Origin of the sequence: Pseudomonas sp. GL-B-19 (genome assembly GCF_019956415.1) — a bacterium.
Lineage (GTDB): Bacteria > Pseudomonadota > Gammaproteobacteria > Pseudomonadales > Pseudomonadaceae > Aquipseudomonas.
This window is the reverse complement of record NZ_JAHBDK010000012.1, coordinates 34,344-50,920: the sequence shown is the minus strand read 5'-3', so window position 1 is coordinate 50,920 and position 16,577 is coordinate 34,344. Positions and strand designations below refer to the sequence as shown.

At 54.8% G+C, this 16,577-nt stretch carries 25 protein-coding genes; 4 read left to right on the top strand and 21 right to left on the bottom strand.

Annotation, left to right across the window (positions count from 1 at the left end; all coding sequences use genetic code 11):
• Positions 1-14: 14 nt before the first annotated feature.
• From KGB06_RS01920 to KGB06_RS01820, 21 genes are all read right to left on the bottom strand, one after another.
• A complete protein-coding gene (locus KGB06_RS01920; protein WP_223511499.1) occupies positions 15-626 on the bottom strand; it encodes a hypothetical protein in 612 nt (203 codons plus the stop codon).
• A gap of 37 nt (positions 627-663) precedes the next feature.
• Positions 664-1,365, bottom strand: a complete 702-nt coding sequence (locus KGB06_RS01915; protein ID WP_223511497.1) for an acyltransferase — start codon at positions 1,363-1,365, stop codon at positions 664-666.
• 126 nt (positions 1,366-1,491) lie between these two features.
• Positions 1,492-3,414 (bottom strand): terminase large subunit, encoded by a 1,923-nt coding sequence (locus tag KGB06_RS01910; RefSeq protein WP_263288130.1) that lies wholly within the window; start codon positions 3,412-3,414, stop codon positions 1,492-1,494.
• On the bottom strand, positions 3,414-3,899 hold the full coding sequence (locus KGB06_RS01905; RefSeq protein WP_223511495.1) for a phage terminase small subunit P27 family: 486 nt from the start codon (positions 3,897-3,899) through the stop codon (positions 3,414-3,416). The genes KGB06_RS01910 and KGB06_RS01905 overlap by 1 nt, the downstream gene beginning before the upstream one ends.
• Before the next feature lie 159 nt (positions 3,900-4,058).
• Positions 4,059-4,433 carry an HNH endonuclease signature motif containing protein gene (locus KGB06_RS01900; RefSeq protein WP_223511493.1) on the bottom strand — a complete coding sequence of 125 codons (375 nt, stop codon included), beginning with the start codon at positions 4,431-4,433 and terminating at the stop codon, positions 4,059-4,061.
• Complete coding sequence (locus KGB06_RS01895; protein ID WP_223511491.1) at positions 4,424-4,615, bottom strand: hypothetical protein; 192 nt, start codon at positions 4,613-4,615, stop codon at positions 4,424-4,426. The genes KGB06_RS01900 and KGB06_RS01895 overlap by 10 nt, the downstream gene beginning before the upstream one ends.
• 439 nt (positions 4,616-5,054) lie before the next feature.
• On the bottom strand, positions 5,055-5,288 hold the full coding sequence (locus KGB06_RS01890) for a hypothetical protein (RefSeq protein WP_223511490.1): 234 nt from the start codon (positions 5,286-5,288) through the stop codon (positions 5,055-5,057).
• Between the two features lie 68 nt (positions 5,289-5,356).
• Positions 5,357-5,545, bottom strand: coding sequence for a hypothetical protein (locus KGB06_RS01885; RefSeq protein ID WP_223511488.1), 189 nt, complete (start codon positions 5,543-5,545; stop codon positions 5,357-5,359).
• Positions 5,542-5,736, bottom strand: a complete 195-nt coding sequence (locus tag KGB06_RS01880) for a hypothetical protein (RefSeq protein WP_223511486.1) — start codon at positions 5,734-5,736, stop codon at positions 5,542-5,544. The genes KGB06_RS01885 and KGB06_RS01880 overlap by 4 nt, the downstream gene beginning before the upstream one ends.
• Positions 5,737-5,739: 3 nt before the next feature.
• Positions 5,740-6,072 carry a phage holin, lambda family gene (locus KGB06_RS01875; protein WP_223511484.1) on the bottom strand — a complete coding sequence of 111 codons (333 nt, stop codon included), beginning with the start codon at positions 6,070-6,072 and terminating at the stop codon, positions 5,740-5,742.
• 140 nt (positions 6,073-6,212) lie between these two features.
• A complete protein-coding gene (locus KGB06_RS01870) occupies positions 6,213-7,175 on the bottom strand; it encodes a hypothetical protein (RefSeq protein WP_223511483.1) in 963 nt (320 codons plus the stop codon).
• A 183-nt stretch (positions 7,176-7,358) separates the two neighbouring features.
• Positions 7,359-7,922, bottom strand: coding sequence for a hypothetical protein (locus KGB06_RS01865; RefSeq protein ID WP_223511481.1), 564 nt, complete (start codon positions 7,920-7,922; stop codon positions 7,359-7,361).
• Between the two features lie 9 nt (positions 7,923-7,931).
• Positions 7,932-8,252 carry a hypothetical protein gene (locus tag KGB06_RS01860; protein ID WP_223511480.1) on the bottom strand — a complete coding sequence of 107 codons (321 nt, stop codon included), beginning with the start codon at positions 8,250-8,252 and terminating at the stop codon, positions 7,932-7,934.
• A gap of 4 nt (positions 8,253-8,256) precedes the next feature.
• Positions 8,257-9,537 (bottom strand): tyrosine-type recombinase/integrase, encoded by a 1,281-nt coding sequence (locus KGB06_RS01855; RefSeq protein WP_223511479.1) that lies wholly within the window; start codon positions 9,535-9,537, stop codon positions 8,257-8,259.
• On the bottom strand, positions 9,534-9,965 hold the full coding sequence (locus tag KGB06_RS01850; protein WP_223511478.1) for a VRR-NUC domain-containing protein: 432 nt from the start codon (positions 9,963-9,965) through the stop codon (positions 9,534-9,536). The genes KGB06_RS01855 and KGB06_RS01850 overlap by 4 nt, the downstream gene beginning before the upstream one ends.
• Complete coding sequence (locus KGB06_RS01845; protein ID WP_223511477.1) at positions 9,962-10,165, bottom strand: hypothetical protein; 204 nt, start codon at positions 10,163-10,165, stop codon at positions 9,962-9,964. Before KGB06_RS01845 ends, KGB06_RS01850 begins: the two co-directional genes overlap by 4 nt.
• Positions 10,158-10,859, bottom strand: a complete 702-nt coding sequence (locus tag KGB06_RS01840; RefSeq protein ID WP_223511476.1) for a replication protein P — start codon at positions 10,857-10,859, stop codon at positions 10,158-10,160. Before KGB06_RS01840 ends, KGB06_RS01845 begins: the two co-directional genes overlap by 8 nt.
• Positions 10,856-11,635 (bottom strand): helix-turn-helix domain-containing protein, encoded by a 780-nt coding sequence (locus KGB06_RS01835; RefSeq protein WP_223511640.1) that lies wholly within the window; start codon positions 11,633-11,635, stop codon positions 10,856-10,858. The genes KGB06_RS01840 and KGB06_RS01835 overlap by 4 nt, the downstream gene beginning before the upstream one ends.
• An 11-nt stretch (positions 11,636-11,646) precedes the next feature.
• Entirely contained in the window at positions 11,647-12,309 is a 663-nt protein-coding gene (locus KGB06_RS01830; RefSeq protein WP_223511639.1) for a Rha family transcriptional regulator, read from the bottom strand.
• A 152-nt stretch (positions 12,310-12,461) separates the two neighbouring features.
• On the bottom strand, positions 12,462-12,884 hold the full coding sequence (locus KGB06_RS01825; RefSeq protein ID WP_223511638.1) for a phage regulatory CII family protein: 423 nt from the start codon (positions 12,882-12,884) through the stop codon (positions 12,462-12,464).
• A gap of 77 nt (positions 12,885-12,961) precedes the next feature.
• Positions 12,962-13,171, bottom strand: coding sequence for a transcriptional regulator (locus tag KGB06_RS01820; protein WP_223511474.1), 210 nt, complete (start codon positions 13,169-13,171; stop codon positions 12,962-12,964).
• Positions 13,172-13,261: 90 nt separating this feature from the next.
• On the opposite strand from KGB06_RS01820, the gene KGB06_RS01815 reads away from it, so the two are divergent.
• From KGB06_RS01815 to KGB06_RS01800, 4 genes are all read left to right on the top strand, one after another.
• Positions 13,262-14,002 carry an XRE family transcriptional regulator gene (locus KGB06_RS01815; RefSeq protein ID WP_223511473.1) on the top strand — a complete coding sequence of 247 codons (741 nt, stop codon included), beginning with the start codon at positions 13,262-13,264 and terminating at the stop codon, positions 14,000-14,002.
• 426 nt (positions 14,003-14,428) lie between these two features.
• On the top strand, positions 14,429-15,163 hold the full coding sequence (locus KGB06_RS01810; RefSeq protein ID WP_223511472.1) for a hypothetical protein: 735 nt from the start codon (positions 14,429-14,431) through the stop codon (positions 15,161-15,163).
• A 36-nt stretch (positions 15,164-15,199) separates the two neighbouring features.
• Complete coding sequence (locus KGB06_RS01805; protein ID WP_223511471.1) at positions 15,200-15,433, top strand: hypothetical protein; 234 nt, start codon at positions 15,200-15,202, stop codon at positions 15,431-15,433.
• A complete protein-coding gene (locus KGB06_RS01800) occupies positions 15,433-16,569 on the top strand; it encodes a tyrosine-type recombinase/integrase (protein ID WP_223511470.1) in 1,137 nt (378 codons plus the stop codon). Before KGB06_RS01805 ends, KGB06_RS01800 begins: the two co-directional genes overlap by 1 nt.
• The last annotated feature ends 8 nt before the right edge of the window (positions 16,570-16,577 follow it).

Below are 16,577 nucleotides of genomic sequence, written 5' to 3'. Positions count from 1 at the left end.
CAAATTCAAATAAACTATATCTTTTCAAAACTTATCGTTGACACAAAAGCACAATCTTCAGAAAAATTAAAGCCATCTCCAAAACCAAGCTCTTTCCTCACCAGCCTCCGGTAGTGATTCAATTTTACCGTTGGTGATGTTGTGTCATTTTCGCAAGGAAACATAAGACTTACAAATGTGTTCACCAGCTCAGCGGAATCACACGTAAGCAACAACTTGCTGTGACATTGCCGGACATCGTTTATTGATGAATATTGTTTTGCTGCAGGAGGCTTTCCAAATTCAACCAACACGCTGCTGAAATACCCATCAAGCACGACCAAAGAACCCAATAAAGCTTCGTGCTTCAGCTTAAATTTCGTTTCAGCAATCATCCAGTCCTTTTGCATCTCTGCCTTGACTGCCTCCACCAGCCTTGTTAACTCCTGAATGTCCTCTTTGCTTGCAGTATTCTGCGCTTTGCTAGCAAGGTAAGGAGCTACAAACGCGATAATAGCAAAAACTATGGCTACGAGAAAAATCTGCCCATAGCTAAGTCCAGCAAGTATAGGAAATGCTTGCGAAATAGCACTCACCAACTCTTTCTCATCCACGCCATACACCCCATAAAATAAATCAAGCGGCAATCATGGCGCCGCATGCCACATCGCATAGCTACTGGATCTATCCAGCGTCACTCTCAGGGTCATCATCCACCGTTAAATTCCAATACGGTGTTAATGGGATAGCATCAGGGTCCTCCTTATAAAAAGGTGGTGCCAAGGTAAGATGCGGCCGCTCCCAAGCAATATTTCTGCGAACCACCTTTGCAGGTACCCCCGCAACTACGCAATTGTTTGGAAACCGCCCTTTAACAATACTACCTATCCCAACAACACAGCCCTCTTTAAGAACTGTCCCACCTAAAATCTTTGAGGATGCACCAAGCCAAACGTGATTTTTGACGACAATATCTTTCGGAAAATTTATTCTTTTCCGACTAACCACATCAAATATAGGATGCCCGTCATCAGACCTTATTTCTACTGCTCCGGCAATCATAACGTCATTACCAATGCTAACACTTGATCGCTCGGCAGTTGAAATATACGCAGGGGACGTACAGGTCACTCCCGCGCCAATCTTTACATTACAATCAAGACCGACACGAATAGTTCCGCTAAAGTGATTTTTTCCTATAATACAAGTACCATTATCGCAATCAAATAAAACCACCACATTACTAGGAACTGCTTCTCGATGGATTTCCAGCTTGTTGTTATTGCCCTTAAAAACAACCTTAATGCCAGAGTTGAAAGTGCTAGACGAGAGAATCACATTGCCTTTATCGTCCTGATAATGTCCTATCTTCGTTAACACCGTCAACTTTTTACCCCCGCATATAAAATTAAAACTTATGAAGCATCACACATAGTATATCCTCCCACGCATCTCGCTACTACCTTCATCGCTAAAAACCCTGAACACGCCAAGCGCTATGATAGTTGCTAGTTACACAGCAATCCCTAAGCGCGTCATGCGCTTGCGCATCACCGCTGCCACCTCATTGATCTCCGAATCCGTCAGATAGGCAGAGTAGATTGCTGCTGCGGAAATATCGGATTCGCCGCTGTAATCGACGGTCGCGCCTCCGATTCGGAAAAGCGCGTCGACCAACGGACGCTGTGTAATATCGGTGCCTTCCAAGCTGATGCCGTTGGTGATGTCGAAAATTTTGGTCTTGGCACCAGTCTTGGTTCGCATACACAGGATGCGCCACGAGGTATGTGCTCCGCCCACGATGTTTACAAACTCGAGGTTATAGCTGCCTAAAGTGGACCGAGAGGCGCCAGCCGATACTACTTGGTTGGCACGCAGAAAAATGCTCGTTCCGCCCGACGTACCCGGAAGAGAGGGTGTCATCGAGTTACCGCGAAATGAGGAGATCGCCGCCTCCAACTCCTTCATGGCGTCGGACATGTTGGTGTAGTTCTGAGTGATGGTGATCGGATTGAAGCCTTCGTCGTCGAGGTCGTGGCTAAGGCCAGTCGCGCCGTGCGGGTCGATCGGGCTCTCCCGCACTGGGGCCTGGTGATTGGCTTCTTTGGTGTCTTCGAGGATCTCGCGGTAATCAATCTCGGCGCCGTCGGTGATTTCCAGATGCTTGGAGTTGATCCAGGCCTGGAACCGTTCGGACATACGCTTGTTGTCGCTGTTGTATGCGGTGTCGTAGGGAACCCAGAACTTTGGCCCGACACTGTAGTAGTGCGTTTTTCCATCGATCACACGCCAGAACAGGCGCGCCCGGGAGTTCATGTCCAGCTTGCGCGCCAAGTCGAAGCCCGCGATCCACTCCTGCCCCTCGAACTGTTCCAGGGTAAGCGTGGTGTCTTCGCAAGATTTCCAGTCTTCCATGTTGAAGAAACCGGATTTCGCGCTCACCCAGAGGTTGAGGTGCTTCGTTTTAAACGTGTTGGTGAAGCGGGCTGATCGGATCGCCCTCGCCTGCTGGCTTTCCAAGTAATCCTGGAATACCGAAACCCCGTGGTTCGGGTTGGCCTTTGCCAGCATGTTCGGGTCGGTCCAATCGTCGCCGTCGTCAAGCGTCCAAATCCAACCGAACAATTCGTCGTCAGGGACGGTGCCCTCCAGCATCTCAATGACCTGGCGACGCTTGTCGTAGCACGGGCCTTCAATGTCGGCGCCGGCGGTGGTGATGATGAACATCAGCGGCTGGCGACGTGCACCCATGCCGGTCAGCATGGTGTCGTACTGGGCTGACGTCGGGTGTTCGTGGTATTCGTCGACGATCGCGCAGCTGGGGGATGCACCGTCGCCCGGGTTGCCGATCAGAGGCTCAAAGCGACTGAAGTCGGACGGGATGTTCATGTTTGAGGCGTTGACCTCGATGCCGGCTGCCTCGATGAGATGCGGTGACTTGCTGACCATCAGTTTCGCGGGACGGAAAACCTCCCATGCTTGTTTCTCGGTAGTCGCACCTGAGTACACCTCGGCGCCGAACTCGCCGTCAGCAACGAACATACTGATGCCCACGCCGCCGGCGACAACGGATTTACCGTTCTTGCGGGGCACTTCCCAGTAGCTCTCTCGGAACCGGCGGTGCCCGCCCTTCTTCTTCACCCAGCCGAAGGTAACGGCCAGGCCGAAAAGCTGCCATGGCTCCAGGGTGATGAGCTGACGCTTGAACGCCCACTCACCCTTGGTGTGCGGCAACAGCTGGATCAGCTTGAGCTTTTTCTCGGCTTTGACTGGATCGAACTTGAAACGAAAGCCGCGTTTGCGGCTGGCGGCCAAATCGTCGAAATGCCGTTGCACTGCCTGATGAATGTATCGGCACGCCGGCACCTTGCCGCGCAGCACGGAACGGCCCCACGCCATCGCCTTATCGACATTGGCGTGCAGAGCTTTGGTCATCAGGAACTCAGTAGTTTGGCGAATTCGTTGGTGGATGATTGCTTGTTACCGCCGATGATTCGCGTCCGGCTGGCTGGGTCGAGTCCCAGCAGCGAGCCGAAGGTGACCAACTGGCGCATGGATTCATTCGCTGCGGTGAGTGCAGGGTTCTTCATCGGGCTGCCCTGGGAAGACTCGACAACAATGCCGAACTTCTGGACGGCTTCTTCGGACATTCGCCACTTGTCATAGGCGGTGCAGAACGCCTCGACGTTGTGCAGATCGGTCAGCGCAACAACTTTTTCCCGAAGTAATTCAGGGATAAGCATCTTCCACATGGTGGCGGCGCGATCGCTCAACCACTCCGGCGGATCAATATTTCTGACGGTCGTGAACTGGGGCTCATCATTGTTGAGCGCCCGCTTTCCGGGGTTCCCAGCAAGTTTTTTCTGCGCCGTCGGCTTGGGTTTGCGACCACGGCCGGCGACCGTGGCGGTGCCTCCCATCGCGCAACTCCTGAATTTTTAATTTCGCGGGTGTAAGAAAACGATTGAGGGCGCGGTCTAGAAGCCAAAAGGTCTAGACTTTCGACCCTCCCCCTCCCCAAGCCCTGAAACCGTCATTTTCGGCTGATTTTTTCTGTTTTTTTGAGGATTTTTTGCATTTCAGCGCCGCACATTGCCAAACCCACCATCCTCGGCCGCCGTCTTGGCCGAGTGGCACGGGCCGCACAGGCTCTGCCAGTTGGTCTTGTCCCAGAACAGAGCCATGTCGCTCTTGTGCGGAACGATGTGATCGACATCGGTAGCCACGACCACCAGGCCACGAGCAGAGCAATGACGACACAGCGGGTACTTGGCAAGGAACCCAGCACGGGCTTGTTGCCACTTGTAGTTGTAGTGGCGCTTGGTGCTGCTCTCCCTTGGCTTGGCTCGGGCCGCGCTCTTCAGTAGGCGAGCATGGTCATCGCAATAGCGAGGGTTGCGGGTGAGTGCGTTGCAGCCTTGAGCATTGCACGGCTTCTTCGGCCTTAGCGGCATGGCGAGCCATCCATGTAGGTCAACGGCATCGCGTCGGGGTCTTGCTCAGTCTGGTCCTCTGCCAGCGCTTGGATCAGTAGACCCTGTTGTTTCACCATCTGCTCGAGGAGTGCTGTCTGCTTCTTCTGCTCGGTCAGCATCTGGCTCAGCTGGTTTGTTAAATAGTTCAGTTGCTCGTTCATATCCAACCCTCAACCATTTCTTGGTCCAGTCACGCCGGGCAACGCATCCACTACAAGTCATCACTCGTCCCCCTAATTCCTCGCCCGAGAGCCAGCGACCGTGTAGGAGACCGTCAGCTTGACCGACCCGGCAGGCTCGTTCATTGCCTCCCAGTGAGGTTGCTTGGTTGTCATGGGTGTACTCAGATGTTTGAAATGGTGGCGTGGCTACGGATACTGGCGGGGATTAATTCAACGAAGGAGTCAGAGCTATGACGGAAAACTGATTCATTCCCCGCAGGTTAAGGATTAACGTAGTGGTTTGAGGCAAAGGTTTAGGCGAATCCTCAGAGCCGATCCCCTTTGGCCACACTTGTTTTCATATGGTGGCGAACGGGAGATTGCTTCGACCTACCTTGCGGCACTCTCATTCAAGTGCTCACATGACAAACCGACTTTCTTAGCTTTGAGCATCACGCACGGTCACCCTCACTCCCGTAGCCACAATCTCGTACTCAGTCTCAGAAATCTTTTTCACGTCACCACCAGATTGCATTTCGAAATGTTTCAGGCCTTCATGTCGAACCATGCCGTGTGACGAGCGCTCAATGGTCTCGTCCTGATAAATGTTAATCACGTACTCCACGTTATCCGTGCCAACCCCAACTATTCTCCCAACATATTTATCTGCCATGTCCGAACTCCTTGCGTGAAATCTCAAAGTAGCTGGTACTGACAGATCAATCCAGAGCATTGAACAGTTCAGCTCACCATGATGTTGGTCTGTACTTGGGCGTGCCCGTGCAAGAGAGATACGACCAAACCCTGAGGTAAGCCGGCATTCTTGGCTGTGTCGACCGCTTTGGCGATGACGCTATCCAGATCAGCGATGGCCTTGTTGATGGCTGGGCTCAGTGGCAATGCGTGATGTAACCGAGTGACGCTGCTCATTTGGCCAACTTCGGCTGAAGGATCACCCGAGCAACCATCACCAGGAAGCCCAGCACGCCATAGGCCACCGGTGGCAGCACGGGTTGCAGTTGCGGCATCAGCTGCTCAGCGATACCCAACACAGCAATAGCGCCGCCCGCCTGAACGCTGGTCATGCTCAGCGCTTGTTTCCAGTTGTCGATCAGTTGCATGGGTCACTCCTGCCGCTTGGGCAATTTGAAGTCGGTAAATCGGTCAGCCAAGGCGGCAACCTTCTTCACGCCGAGGGTGCCGATACATGCGCCGACGGCAGCTGCAAGGCTCGATGGGAGGTTGAAGTATTCAAGCAGCGGGAATGCCCCGGCGGTGATCGCGCCACACAGGCACGACTCAAGCAGGGCCTGTCGCCGGCCGCCTCCACCGTAGATGACACGCAAGAAGGCGATCCAGCACGACAGCGCAGCGGCATAGAACATTGGGGCGTGCTGGCTGAGCCAGGCCATGACAATGAGCCAGGTCTCTGGGTTCTTCTCTGGCATATGTGACATCCGGCATCCTCCCTTGCGGGGAGCAGAAAAAAAAAGCCCGCTCAAAGGCGGGCTACGATTCAACATTAAAATAATTGTTTCGACTTTTATGAATCTTTAACCGTGAAAAAGGCAAAATATATAGACCCTGTCACCTAGCGCTAACCTACTACAACGTACTTAGTCATTCTTGCCTCGTCATACTCATACAAAGCAACCTCCGTCTTAAATGGCAACCTTGTTCTTGAGGCAACAACATCCTTCATTGATACAGCATTTACTGTCTTACTAGAAGGTCCAAACATCAAAGCCAAATGAAACACAAACCTAGACTTATCCTCATCATTCAAGGTGTCCCAGAATTTTTTAGCATCTGCAAACTTATCTTCCACCTCATCTATAAAAGCTGGCCTATCAGCAGATACTTCTACAAAACTAACAACACATATACTGGATGACTCAATAACTGCATCAAACCTAATATTTGGCAACTGTTTAGGCTCAACATTTATTTCGAACCGGCCACCTAAAAGATACGCAAGGTCCCGGACCACTTTGCTTTTTCTAGAGAAATCTTCCTTAATGATATCCCCCAGAGTTTTTCTGGGAGACACCTTGGATTGCCGTGCCTCAACGGGAGAGGTCGTCTCTCCCACTGAATCAATTACTTTATCAACTGGCTCCTTAGGCAGCTCTTGACTTGGCTCTTCACGTAGAGGCGCCTCTACAACTTGCTCATCATTCTGAGCACCTGCTTCATTTTTATCTGAGACTGGTATAGCGCTCATATCTGGATAGAGAGTGCTCACATCGACAGACAAGAACTCACCATGCCGATTAAAATTAGCATCCATGAAGCTCTTATCCTCCTTAAAGTCAGAAGGAGCATAAAGCACATGATGTTTTTTCCAAAGCATAAGAAAAAACAAAGCAACCAAAAAACATGGAAAACTCATTAAAAACCAAACATACCTACCTTGAATGCTCACATCAAGAAACGGCAAAACTACCGTTCCACTTACTTCTGCTATACCTGCAAACATAGCAATCACGGTTAATGGGTTTTTGATGTGTCCAATTTTATCTAGCATCTGCAATCCCAGCATGCGGTAGCACTGAGCCATCAGTATGCCGTATCCCTACCAATGAACCTAGCAGCCCGTCTAAAAACCGACCAGCTCGCGATATTTCTTCCCAATCGCTTCAGAAACGAAAAAGCCCAGCAGATGGCTGGGCTTTGTAAGTCGTCTCTCATAACGCGCAAGATCGACATGATGGGGTCAAATTACGATCATTCCGCCACTACGTCAAGCAGCATCAATAAAGATTTCTTCCCGGTCGAATATCTCTGTCGTACGGATTACTGCGGCCTCTTCCAACGACTCAAGGCGCTTGGCAATGCCAGTCTTCCAGCGACGGCGCGTTGACTCTGGCTTGCCCTCTACATCCCAGGTGTTCATGTCGTAAAACTCGGCCGGTAGCACGATCATGTCGGTGGAGCGCTTGCCGGTCTGGACACCCTTCAGCTTGGGGATGGCCCAGGCAGTGAGCGCCTTGTAGATGAACAGTTGTGGCGCTGGGGAAACCATGCGGGCCACCAGGCGGCCGATGGCGGCAACTTTGTTGGCCTTGTGTGTCGAGTACTTGGCGACCAGCACATCCCACTGGGCCGGTTCCAGCTGACGGTGCAGCAGCGCATAGAGGCAGCAGTCATAGTCGAACTTGTCGCGCACGGACAGCGAACTGCCGGTACCACCTTGGCGAAGGCCAGCGTCGATCAGCCTCTGCCACGACTGCTTGGTGCTGTTGTCGATGTTGTCGGCGGCCAGTACTCGAACCAGTGTGCCCATTACGTCTTTATAGATGCCCATGGTTTCCCCTCAATCCCCGGTGAAGTTGGTGCCGCCGGCGCCGCGGCGGTTATTCCGTTCGTACTGCGAAGCCGGATCAGACATCTGCGGCTCGCGCTTCAATAGTTCAACTTGGTGTTCGGCGGCCTGGAGCCGGATGCTCAGCTGGGTTACCAGCACCTCCAGCGGCAGCGCATCGCCGGTATCTGCCGACACCCAGCCGGAGGCGTTGCACTGGACGCAGGCCAATTCGTGAAAGACGCCCTTCACAACCGCCTTGCCCCGGCAGATTGAGCACTGAGCCAGGTCGAGCTGATCAGCGCTAAAGGCGGGGCCATGCTGTTTTTTCATCGTTTTAAACCTCGCCTATGGTTGTTTCTTGAATAGCCTCGAAAGCCTTGTGTTCCGTGGCTTCCAGCGCATTACCAGAATCTCCCGATCTAACGCCGGTCAATCCGTGAATACGTTTGAAGCCGCGACTGTCTAGCAAGTGGTGCCACTGTGTTAAGGCATCACGCTTGCGACTCATCACATCGGACTGGATGTACACCTTCACGTTGTGCCCCATGGCGTGGTTGATCAGGAGCTCACCAATCAGATGGTCGATGCCGATGTCTGCCCAGCCGGTACGGGCCACCTTCCGCAGGTCGTGACTGGTCCACTCGCCCTGACCCAGGCGCGTGAATACAGCGCACGCCTGACCTTCGCTCAATGCCTTGCCATTACGGGATGGAAACAGGAACTGACCGTCGTAGCCGTTCGCCCGCTGGGTTTCGCGATAACCGATTAGCATCTGCCGTACCTGGTCGGTCAGCGGCAAATGGTGCTCGACGCCGGTCTTGGTGTTCTCGGCCGGAATGAACCACTCCCGCTCAGAAAGGCTGATATGCGACCACTGGGTCTGCCGGGTCTCACCAATGCGGGTGCCGTGGCACAGCATCATCAGGGCGAGCATGGCGTCAGCAGGCGTGCTGGTCATGGCATCCCGCAGCAGGATAATCAGGTCCTGAAGCTGGGTGACCCGCAACCGTGACGGCTTCACACCCACCTTGGCCTTGGAGAAGTCGCTGAACTTGACGTCCTTCATCGGGTTGGCCGAGATCAGCCGAAGCTTGAACGCCTGGCGGAATGCCAAGGCAAGCAGCTGGAACGCGGAGCGCACGTAGTCAATGCCGATGGCCTCCTGCGCAGGCCACATGAACTGATCGTCCAGGGTGGCCTTGTCAATTGAGGCCAGCGGCACGGCACCTAGGAGCGGCTTTAGGTGGCACTTGATCAGCGATGCGCCGGTCTTTTTGCGCTTGCTCGACAGGCTACGATCCCGGGCCATCCGGTCGGCGTACCAGTCCAGCAGCTCACCGGCTAGGACCCACTTCGAAAGGTTTGAACCGGCACCGGCATCGAGCCGCAGACGAATCGCCGGCAGTGCTGCTACGACCTGCTTGGCATTGAGGTCTGGGAAGCTGCCGACGAGGTTCCATTTCCCCTTGCGCACCAGGTACCACGAAGCCCGGGTTCGGGCTCGGGTGAAACGCAGGTAGAGGCCACGGTTCTCGATGTCGCGCAGATCCCGCACGTCACCGACAGCCTGTCGCTTGATCTCGGCATCAGTGATCTTGACCGCGGCGCTACTCATGCTGCCACCACGGTAGGTGGCATGCGAAGGTACGCGCGGATCTGCTCCATCGCGTCGAAGTGTCCGCGACACACCACCGCCAGATACCCCTGGTCATTGAGCTTGCGAATGCGTTCGTGCTGACTCGGTGAGATCGGGGCATCGTTCGGCGGCGTGGCCTTGAACTCGATGTACAAGCCGAAGTAGCCACCGCGAGCCATGGTCAGCACCAGATCGGGAATACCGGCGACCACGCCCTGCTCTTTCAGCTTCATCGCCACAAGTACGTGCCGGTGACCGCCGTTGGGGACGTGATAAATCAGGTCGGCTACATCTGGCATACGGATTCGCAGCTCTGTCATCAACGCGGCCTGCTCCTGCCCTTCACGGTCGACTGACTTGGCGCGGATGGCCTTCTGGTTAAACAGCCTAGGTTTGGCGGGGGTCATACTTTTTCTCCGGTAAATCGGTCGATCACTTCAAAGGTGCTCGGCCACATCAGGTTGCCGAATTTCTCGGCAATCGATTGGTGCTCGAACAGCGCGACCGCGCGATCGGGTTTGTCGGTGAGGTCCCACTTGTAGCCGCAGCTGTGCACGGCAAAGCGGTACTCGGCGGGATTGGTCGGCGCAAGTCGGGAATCAGACACGGGCAACACCTCCCGAGCGCATTGCACGGAGAGCGGCCAACGCTTGATTGCCAACCTCGGGGGTACGTTCAGCAGCCGGTGCAGCCAACTCAGCTACCGGAACTGGGCCGAGCTGCTCGCCCATCCAAACTTTGCGAACCTGTTCCAAATACCGCTTCTCGAAGCTGATCAAACCCAGCTCTCGGCTAAGCAGTGGCAGGCTGTTAAACCCAGCAGCGGCGGTTGCGTGGTAGACGGCCGGGTGAAACCACTTCGCAACGCCGTGCATCGTTGGGTGGCAGTTACGCAGGGCCTGTTTGTATGCCGTCTCCACGTTCGGCAGAGGTGGGTTGAGCATTTCCGGCGTAGGCACGCAACCTTGAATGAACTTGCCGACGCTCGGGATGAAATCGGAAGGTTCGGCGCGGCAGCGGATCAGGCCGATAGCAATCTGCTCCTGGGTGCAGATGCCGTTTTCGATGAACGCTTGTAACCAGGTGGCTTTCGATTCCTTGTAGGCCTTCGCGTCCGGCCAAGCCTGACGCCATGCGGTGCGGATCGAACGCAGCTGGCGGAACAGCTGGTTGATCACCTTGCCGGTTTCGTGGGCCTGATCCTGCTGGGCCTGCACCGAAACTTCGGTGGTCGCGTCGATGAATTCGCCGTGGCGAACCTTGGTCACTGCCTGTGCCGCTACCGTGGAAACTGCTCTCATTTCGCCCCCCCATTCATCCATTCGGTGTTTTCGTCGTCGTACTCATCCGCAGCGGCACTCGATGCGGTTCCTGCTGCCTTGACGCGCTCACGTTTGACCCAGGCGACCAAGCGGAAGCACCAGCCAGCAGCGCTGTCGACGGTGGAAGGCTTGGCTACGAAGAAACCCTTGAACCCTGCGAGAAGTTCGACAGTGACCGAGTCGTCAGGAAAGCCAGCGATGGTGAGTTGATCAGCCAACGCCTTATCACTTGGCGCCCAGGTGGTGAACATGGCGAAGCGTTGGCGATCATCGGCGGCGAGGGCCTGACGATCCTGCTCGGCGATAACTTCGGAAATCTCGCGCTGCTGCTCTCCGGTTACTTGATGGATAATTGATGTATTGGGTGCAGTGGCTGCACCCCGTTCTGTCGTAGGCTGCACCCCGTTCTGTTGTGAGTTGCACCCCGCGGCGCCATCTGCACCCCGTTTTGTACGGGGTGCAGGATTTGCACCCCGCAATAGTTGAAGGTCGTAAACGACTGGCCGGCGGTCGTGACGGTCGATATGCACGGCGGCAATGGCCTGATTGCCCTTCTGGATCAAACCGGACTTCTCCAGATCGTCCAACTTGTAGCGCACGGTGCGCTCAGACAGCCCGGTGTCTTGAGCCAACGTAGAGGCGGATGGAAAGGCGCCAGCACCGTTCGAACCGGCGTAGTTGGCAAGGCACAACAGCACGTGACGTGCGCTTGAATCTTTCAGGGATTCTGTGGGCAGAGAGAGCGCCCATGACATTGCTTGAACACTCACAGCGAGGCTCCGATATTGATTTCAGCCAAACGGGCAAGACCTTTCGGCGTGACCAATGGATCGAAGGCTGCGCGCTCAACGCCGGTTTCAGGATCAGCCTTCAAGGAAGTGATTTTGTGGATCATGTAGCCGGACGTGATACGCGGCTGGTAGGCAGTCCACCGGCCTGAGCCTTGGCGCCGAAAAATCCAGCGGTACTGTTCCAGCCAGGCGAAGAGCTTCGACGGCTGGACTTGCAGATGCTTGGCGGCGTCAGTGATGCAGATCGCACCGCCGGCAGCAGCCAGGCGCTTGATGGCTGCGACTTTCGGCTCTTGATCGATAATTACCAATCTAAGCGACTGGTTGTCTCGGGCCTGATCGGCAGCTGCTTGCAACGCCTCGGCGTATGTGGCCGGGATTTGGAACTGGCCCGCTTGGGCTTCGAGTTCCTGCCAGCGGTCGATGATCCGAGCGCGCAGCTCAACGCTGTAACCCGATACGACCACGAGAGTGTCTCGCTGAGAAAGCAAGAACTCGCGGTAGACCTGGCCGTTCTGCGGGTGGACATAGGGGGTGTCGTTTGAAGAAACGACACCCTTGGAAACGTAGCCACGGATGGTTTTCAGGACATTGTCGTGCGTGCTGCCGGTCAGCTCGGCAATCTCGCGTGACGACATGGTGTGACGCGATACGTTTTGCGAATGCCCTAAAAGTGTCGCGACATGGCTGGTATTGCCGGGGGTGATCTGGTTGTGCATAATCATCTCCACAAAGTTTTGCCGCTGTTGAAAAAGCCGACCTCGTACGTCGGCTTTTTTGTGTCTGGAATTCAGGCAGCCTTGAGGGATTCGCGCAGAACTTGCAGCGCATCGATCGCTTCAAGAATGGCCTTCTCGCCTTGGGCTTTTTCGTGCTGACTGATGTGGTTGTCCTCGGCAGCATCAAAGATCAGCCGGCCAACATCTCCGCACTCAGCCGAAAGCTGCCCAAGCGCAACCATCAATGGCTTTACCGCAGGCTTTTCCCGCGCAATCAGGTCGAAACCGAACTGATCAGCCAGCGTCACCAATGGGCGCATGTCACCGGTGTGCAGCAGGATCCCGAACAGATGCTCGATAGTCAGATGGTGCGCAGCGTTGTCCGGGTTCGAACGCTGAAGCAGGCTCACGTGCGCCATGCACATTTTTCCGGCCAGCTCCTCTGCCCCGCTTTCTTTGATTGTGGTGTGACAAGCCCTCAAGAAATCTTCCATTCGTAAAACCTCAAATTTGTTTCCGTGGTGACCTAGTCGGCGCGATGGCAATCTTCAGTTGCACCAAGCAATCTTGTTCAAGCGGCTTTTGAAGAAAGGCTGGGGCGAAGGTCGGCAGCCTTGATTTTTCCGCCTGTGAGGCGCTCGGCACGCAATGCCACTTCAGCTGAGCAGCCATGAAGCCCACGGATCCAGCCGCTTACGGAGCCCTGTTTCACTTTCAGCGCCTTCGCTGTTTTCGCTTGAGATCCGAAATGAGCTACGAGCTTTTTAAATGTCGCGTTCATAAAACTCCGACCGGCATAAAGGTATTCCTTTACTCTAAACAAAGGTATACCTTTTTGCAAACATAAAGGCTGGCCTATAAATTGTCTGGTATGGAACTCAAAGACAGATTGAAACAAGCCCGGAAAAACGCAGGCCTTACCCAAGCCCAACTCGCGGAGCTGGCGGGTATCAAGCAATCGTCTATCTCGGAAATTGAACGCGGTCTTTCGCGCACTAGCGGCCACCTTGTGAAGCTGGCTCAAATTTGCGAGGTCGATCCTATTTGGCTTGCCGAGGGATATGCCGCTGCTCACGAGCGCATAAAAGGCGGCTACAAAATTCAAGCCCAACCGAACGCTGAGTTATTGGGAGATCTGTCCGTTTGGGATCATGAAGACCCACTGGACGAAGATGATTGCGAAGTGCCCTATTACGACCAGGTGGAGTTCTCCGGTGGCGACGGTATGACCGAGGTCATTGAGATTACTGATCGGAAGCTACGCTTTAGTAATGCCACGCTACGCTCCGCCGGGGTCGATTGTAAAAGCGCAGCGTGCGCCAGGGTTCATGGGCGCAGCATGGAAAGATTGATCCTTCACGGGGCAGCTATAGGTTTTGATAGATCTGACACTTCAATTATTGACGGAGAGATCTATGCCTTTAACCATGGCGGCATGCTACGAGTGAAGTACCTTTATCGCCTTCCAGCCGGCGCAATTCGAATTCGAAGTGAAAACACAGAAGACTATCCGGACGAGATCATGGGCTCTGAAGAATTCCGGGAAGAAGTGAAAATGTTGGGTCGAGTATTTTGGTGGTCCACTGTCCGCCGCTCGCCACGCAAAATCTGAATTTAACGCGATCCAGCACGGCCCCTCTAGCGAGGGGCTTTTTTTTGTCTGCGGAATGACAAAAAGGCATCCCAATATCAAAACCTAACAACTAAAGGCATGCCTGTTGACACAAAATAAAGGTAAGCCTATATTTTACTCAAGCCGAAACAACTACGGCCAGCAGCGAAAGCCGCGCCGCTCTTTAAAAGTCAGCGCAACAAACAACAGACCGCATTGCCTCTACCGGCGACCGGCGAGCAGACAGGCCCGAAAGCCTGCCAACGACAGGAACAACCTGGACGGCTGCTCGATGGTGAAGCGCCAGAACCGTGTGAATGACCCGGCAAGCAATGCGCCCCGCCCCCTCCGGCGGCAATAGGACGGACAGCATCACTGAAGCACCTTCTTGCGAGGGTGCTTTGGGATGACCAAGAGGAAAGGCACATGACCAAAGATTCAGTGGCAGCAATGGACCCAGAGTCCAAGCGATGCGTGCTCATTGGAAGGGGCGACGCGGAATACCTGAAAGAGCTTTTTGATATGGGTCTGATTCTGGTGCCGGTCGAACGGGCCGGCGCAGTAAAGGCGCTGCATGAGCGCCATCCAGATATCTTTCAGCTCAACAGCGATGCGAGCACTCACTCCTACCCAGCGATCCTGCCTCCTGAAGTGAGTACTCGGATAGAGGCGGCGGTCGTAGCCGTTACACACCAAGGCAATATCGGGCTCGCTACCAGGCTCGTCCTGATGCATCCAAGCACTGATCTGGATAGAGCCAGCTGCACCAAGTACGCAACGATCGTGCTCAGCCGTCTAACAGCTGCCTTCCTAGAATATTTGCCTCCCGAGCGGTCTGCCCTGATCCAGCAAGAACTAGCTGAATATGCGCGTACCGCCATGGACGACAAGATCAAAGCAGCCGAAGCACAACCGAAACGCACCGTTTGGCGTGTCTGTCGCGGCGGGGTCTGCGTCGCCAACTACCGGGAAGACCAGTACGAGGCGGCCGCTGACCACCTGCTTCGAATCTACAAGGAGCGCTTCATGCCTGAGGCAGCGGAGTGGCTCAAGAAGCCTTACGGCTACCTGACTTTTGAGCGCCAGCTGCCCAGCATCACACCGGAGTTGGTCAGCCCGTTTGAATACGACACCGAGTGGTTCCCCGCCAAAACCGAATAACCACCTTCTGCCGCCACGCGCGCATGGAGCATCATCATGGCAAAAGTTCTGGCCCAAATTACGGTCAAGTTGCCGCGCCTCATGGAGGCAGGCGAATACAGAAAGCTACGGTACGTCGGCGGAAAGCCGAGCCTGCAACAATTGAAAAAATGGATTGAGGAAGGCGAAGTGATTGGAGAGGTAAAAGGTGGGATGTATTTCGTTGACGTTCAGGCGGCAATAATGGGCTCAAGTGACCCATTGCTGGCCAAGATGCTGGAGATAGGCTGATGGCTGCCCGGCCACGCACGCTTCAAAACAGAAAGTTGCCGCCAAACCTTTACCCGAACGGTAAGTATTGGCGGTACCGAAACCCCGTCACCGGCGTGATGACCAGCATCAACCGACCTCTAGAGGAAGCGATCAAACTGGCCAGGGCGGCAAACCTGAAGTTCGCGGAGCTAGTGGTGGACGACGGCTCGCTGCTGGCGGTCCTGACCGGGGATCGATTGCCGATAGTGAGCAACCTGCTGAAACGCTTCGAAGAAGAGTGGTTGCCGGACAGAACCTACGCCGCACGCACTCTGGAAGAAATCAAATTCAAGCTCGAGCGGTACCGGCAGGACTTGGGTGATCGGTTGATCGGGCAACTAGACGTCTTGTCCATGGCCGAATACCTCGACCAGTTCAGCAACAATGCCTACACGAAGCACCGCGGTCTTTGGGTTCAGATCTTCGCCTTCGCCGTGGCCAAGGGCTTGGCCGAGCGCAACAACGCCGAACTGACGTTGGTAAAGAAAGAAGCCGAGAAGAAGCGCCAACGGCACACGCTCGAAGGGCTGACGACGATCATCGACGCTGTAACCACGCCGCCTTGGCTTAAGCGTGCAATCCGCCTGGCCCTCGCCAGCCTTCAGCGCCGCGAAGACATCGTCACCTGGTTGAAGTCGGCCGTCGACATGGACAAGAACACGTTGACGGTGTCGCCCGGTAAGACTCAGGGATATGACAACCCGGTCCACCTGAAGATCACGATGGGGGCCGCGCTACGTGAGGTTGTCGGAGAGTGCTTGCGGTCGCCGCTGGTTTCGCCTTACCTGATCCACTACAAGCCAAAGGCCCGCCGCCGGGAGCAGATCGACGCCAAAGATCACTGGACGTCGGTCACGCCGGATTATTTGACCAAGGAGTTCAGCAAGGCCAGGGACGCGGCGCACGCCTACGACCAGGTGCCGGCCGGCGAGCGCCCCACTTTTCACGAAATCCGCGCTTTGGGGGCATGGCTGTATGAACAGCAGAAATTCCCACAGGAGTACATTCAAGCGTTGATGGGTCATGCGGACGAGAAGATGACGAAGCACTATCAGGAGGGGCACGGCGAGAAGAAGATCGAATACGTGGTGGTGGGCGCCGAGTTGGTGTTTTGAGGTGGGAG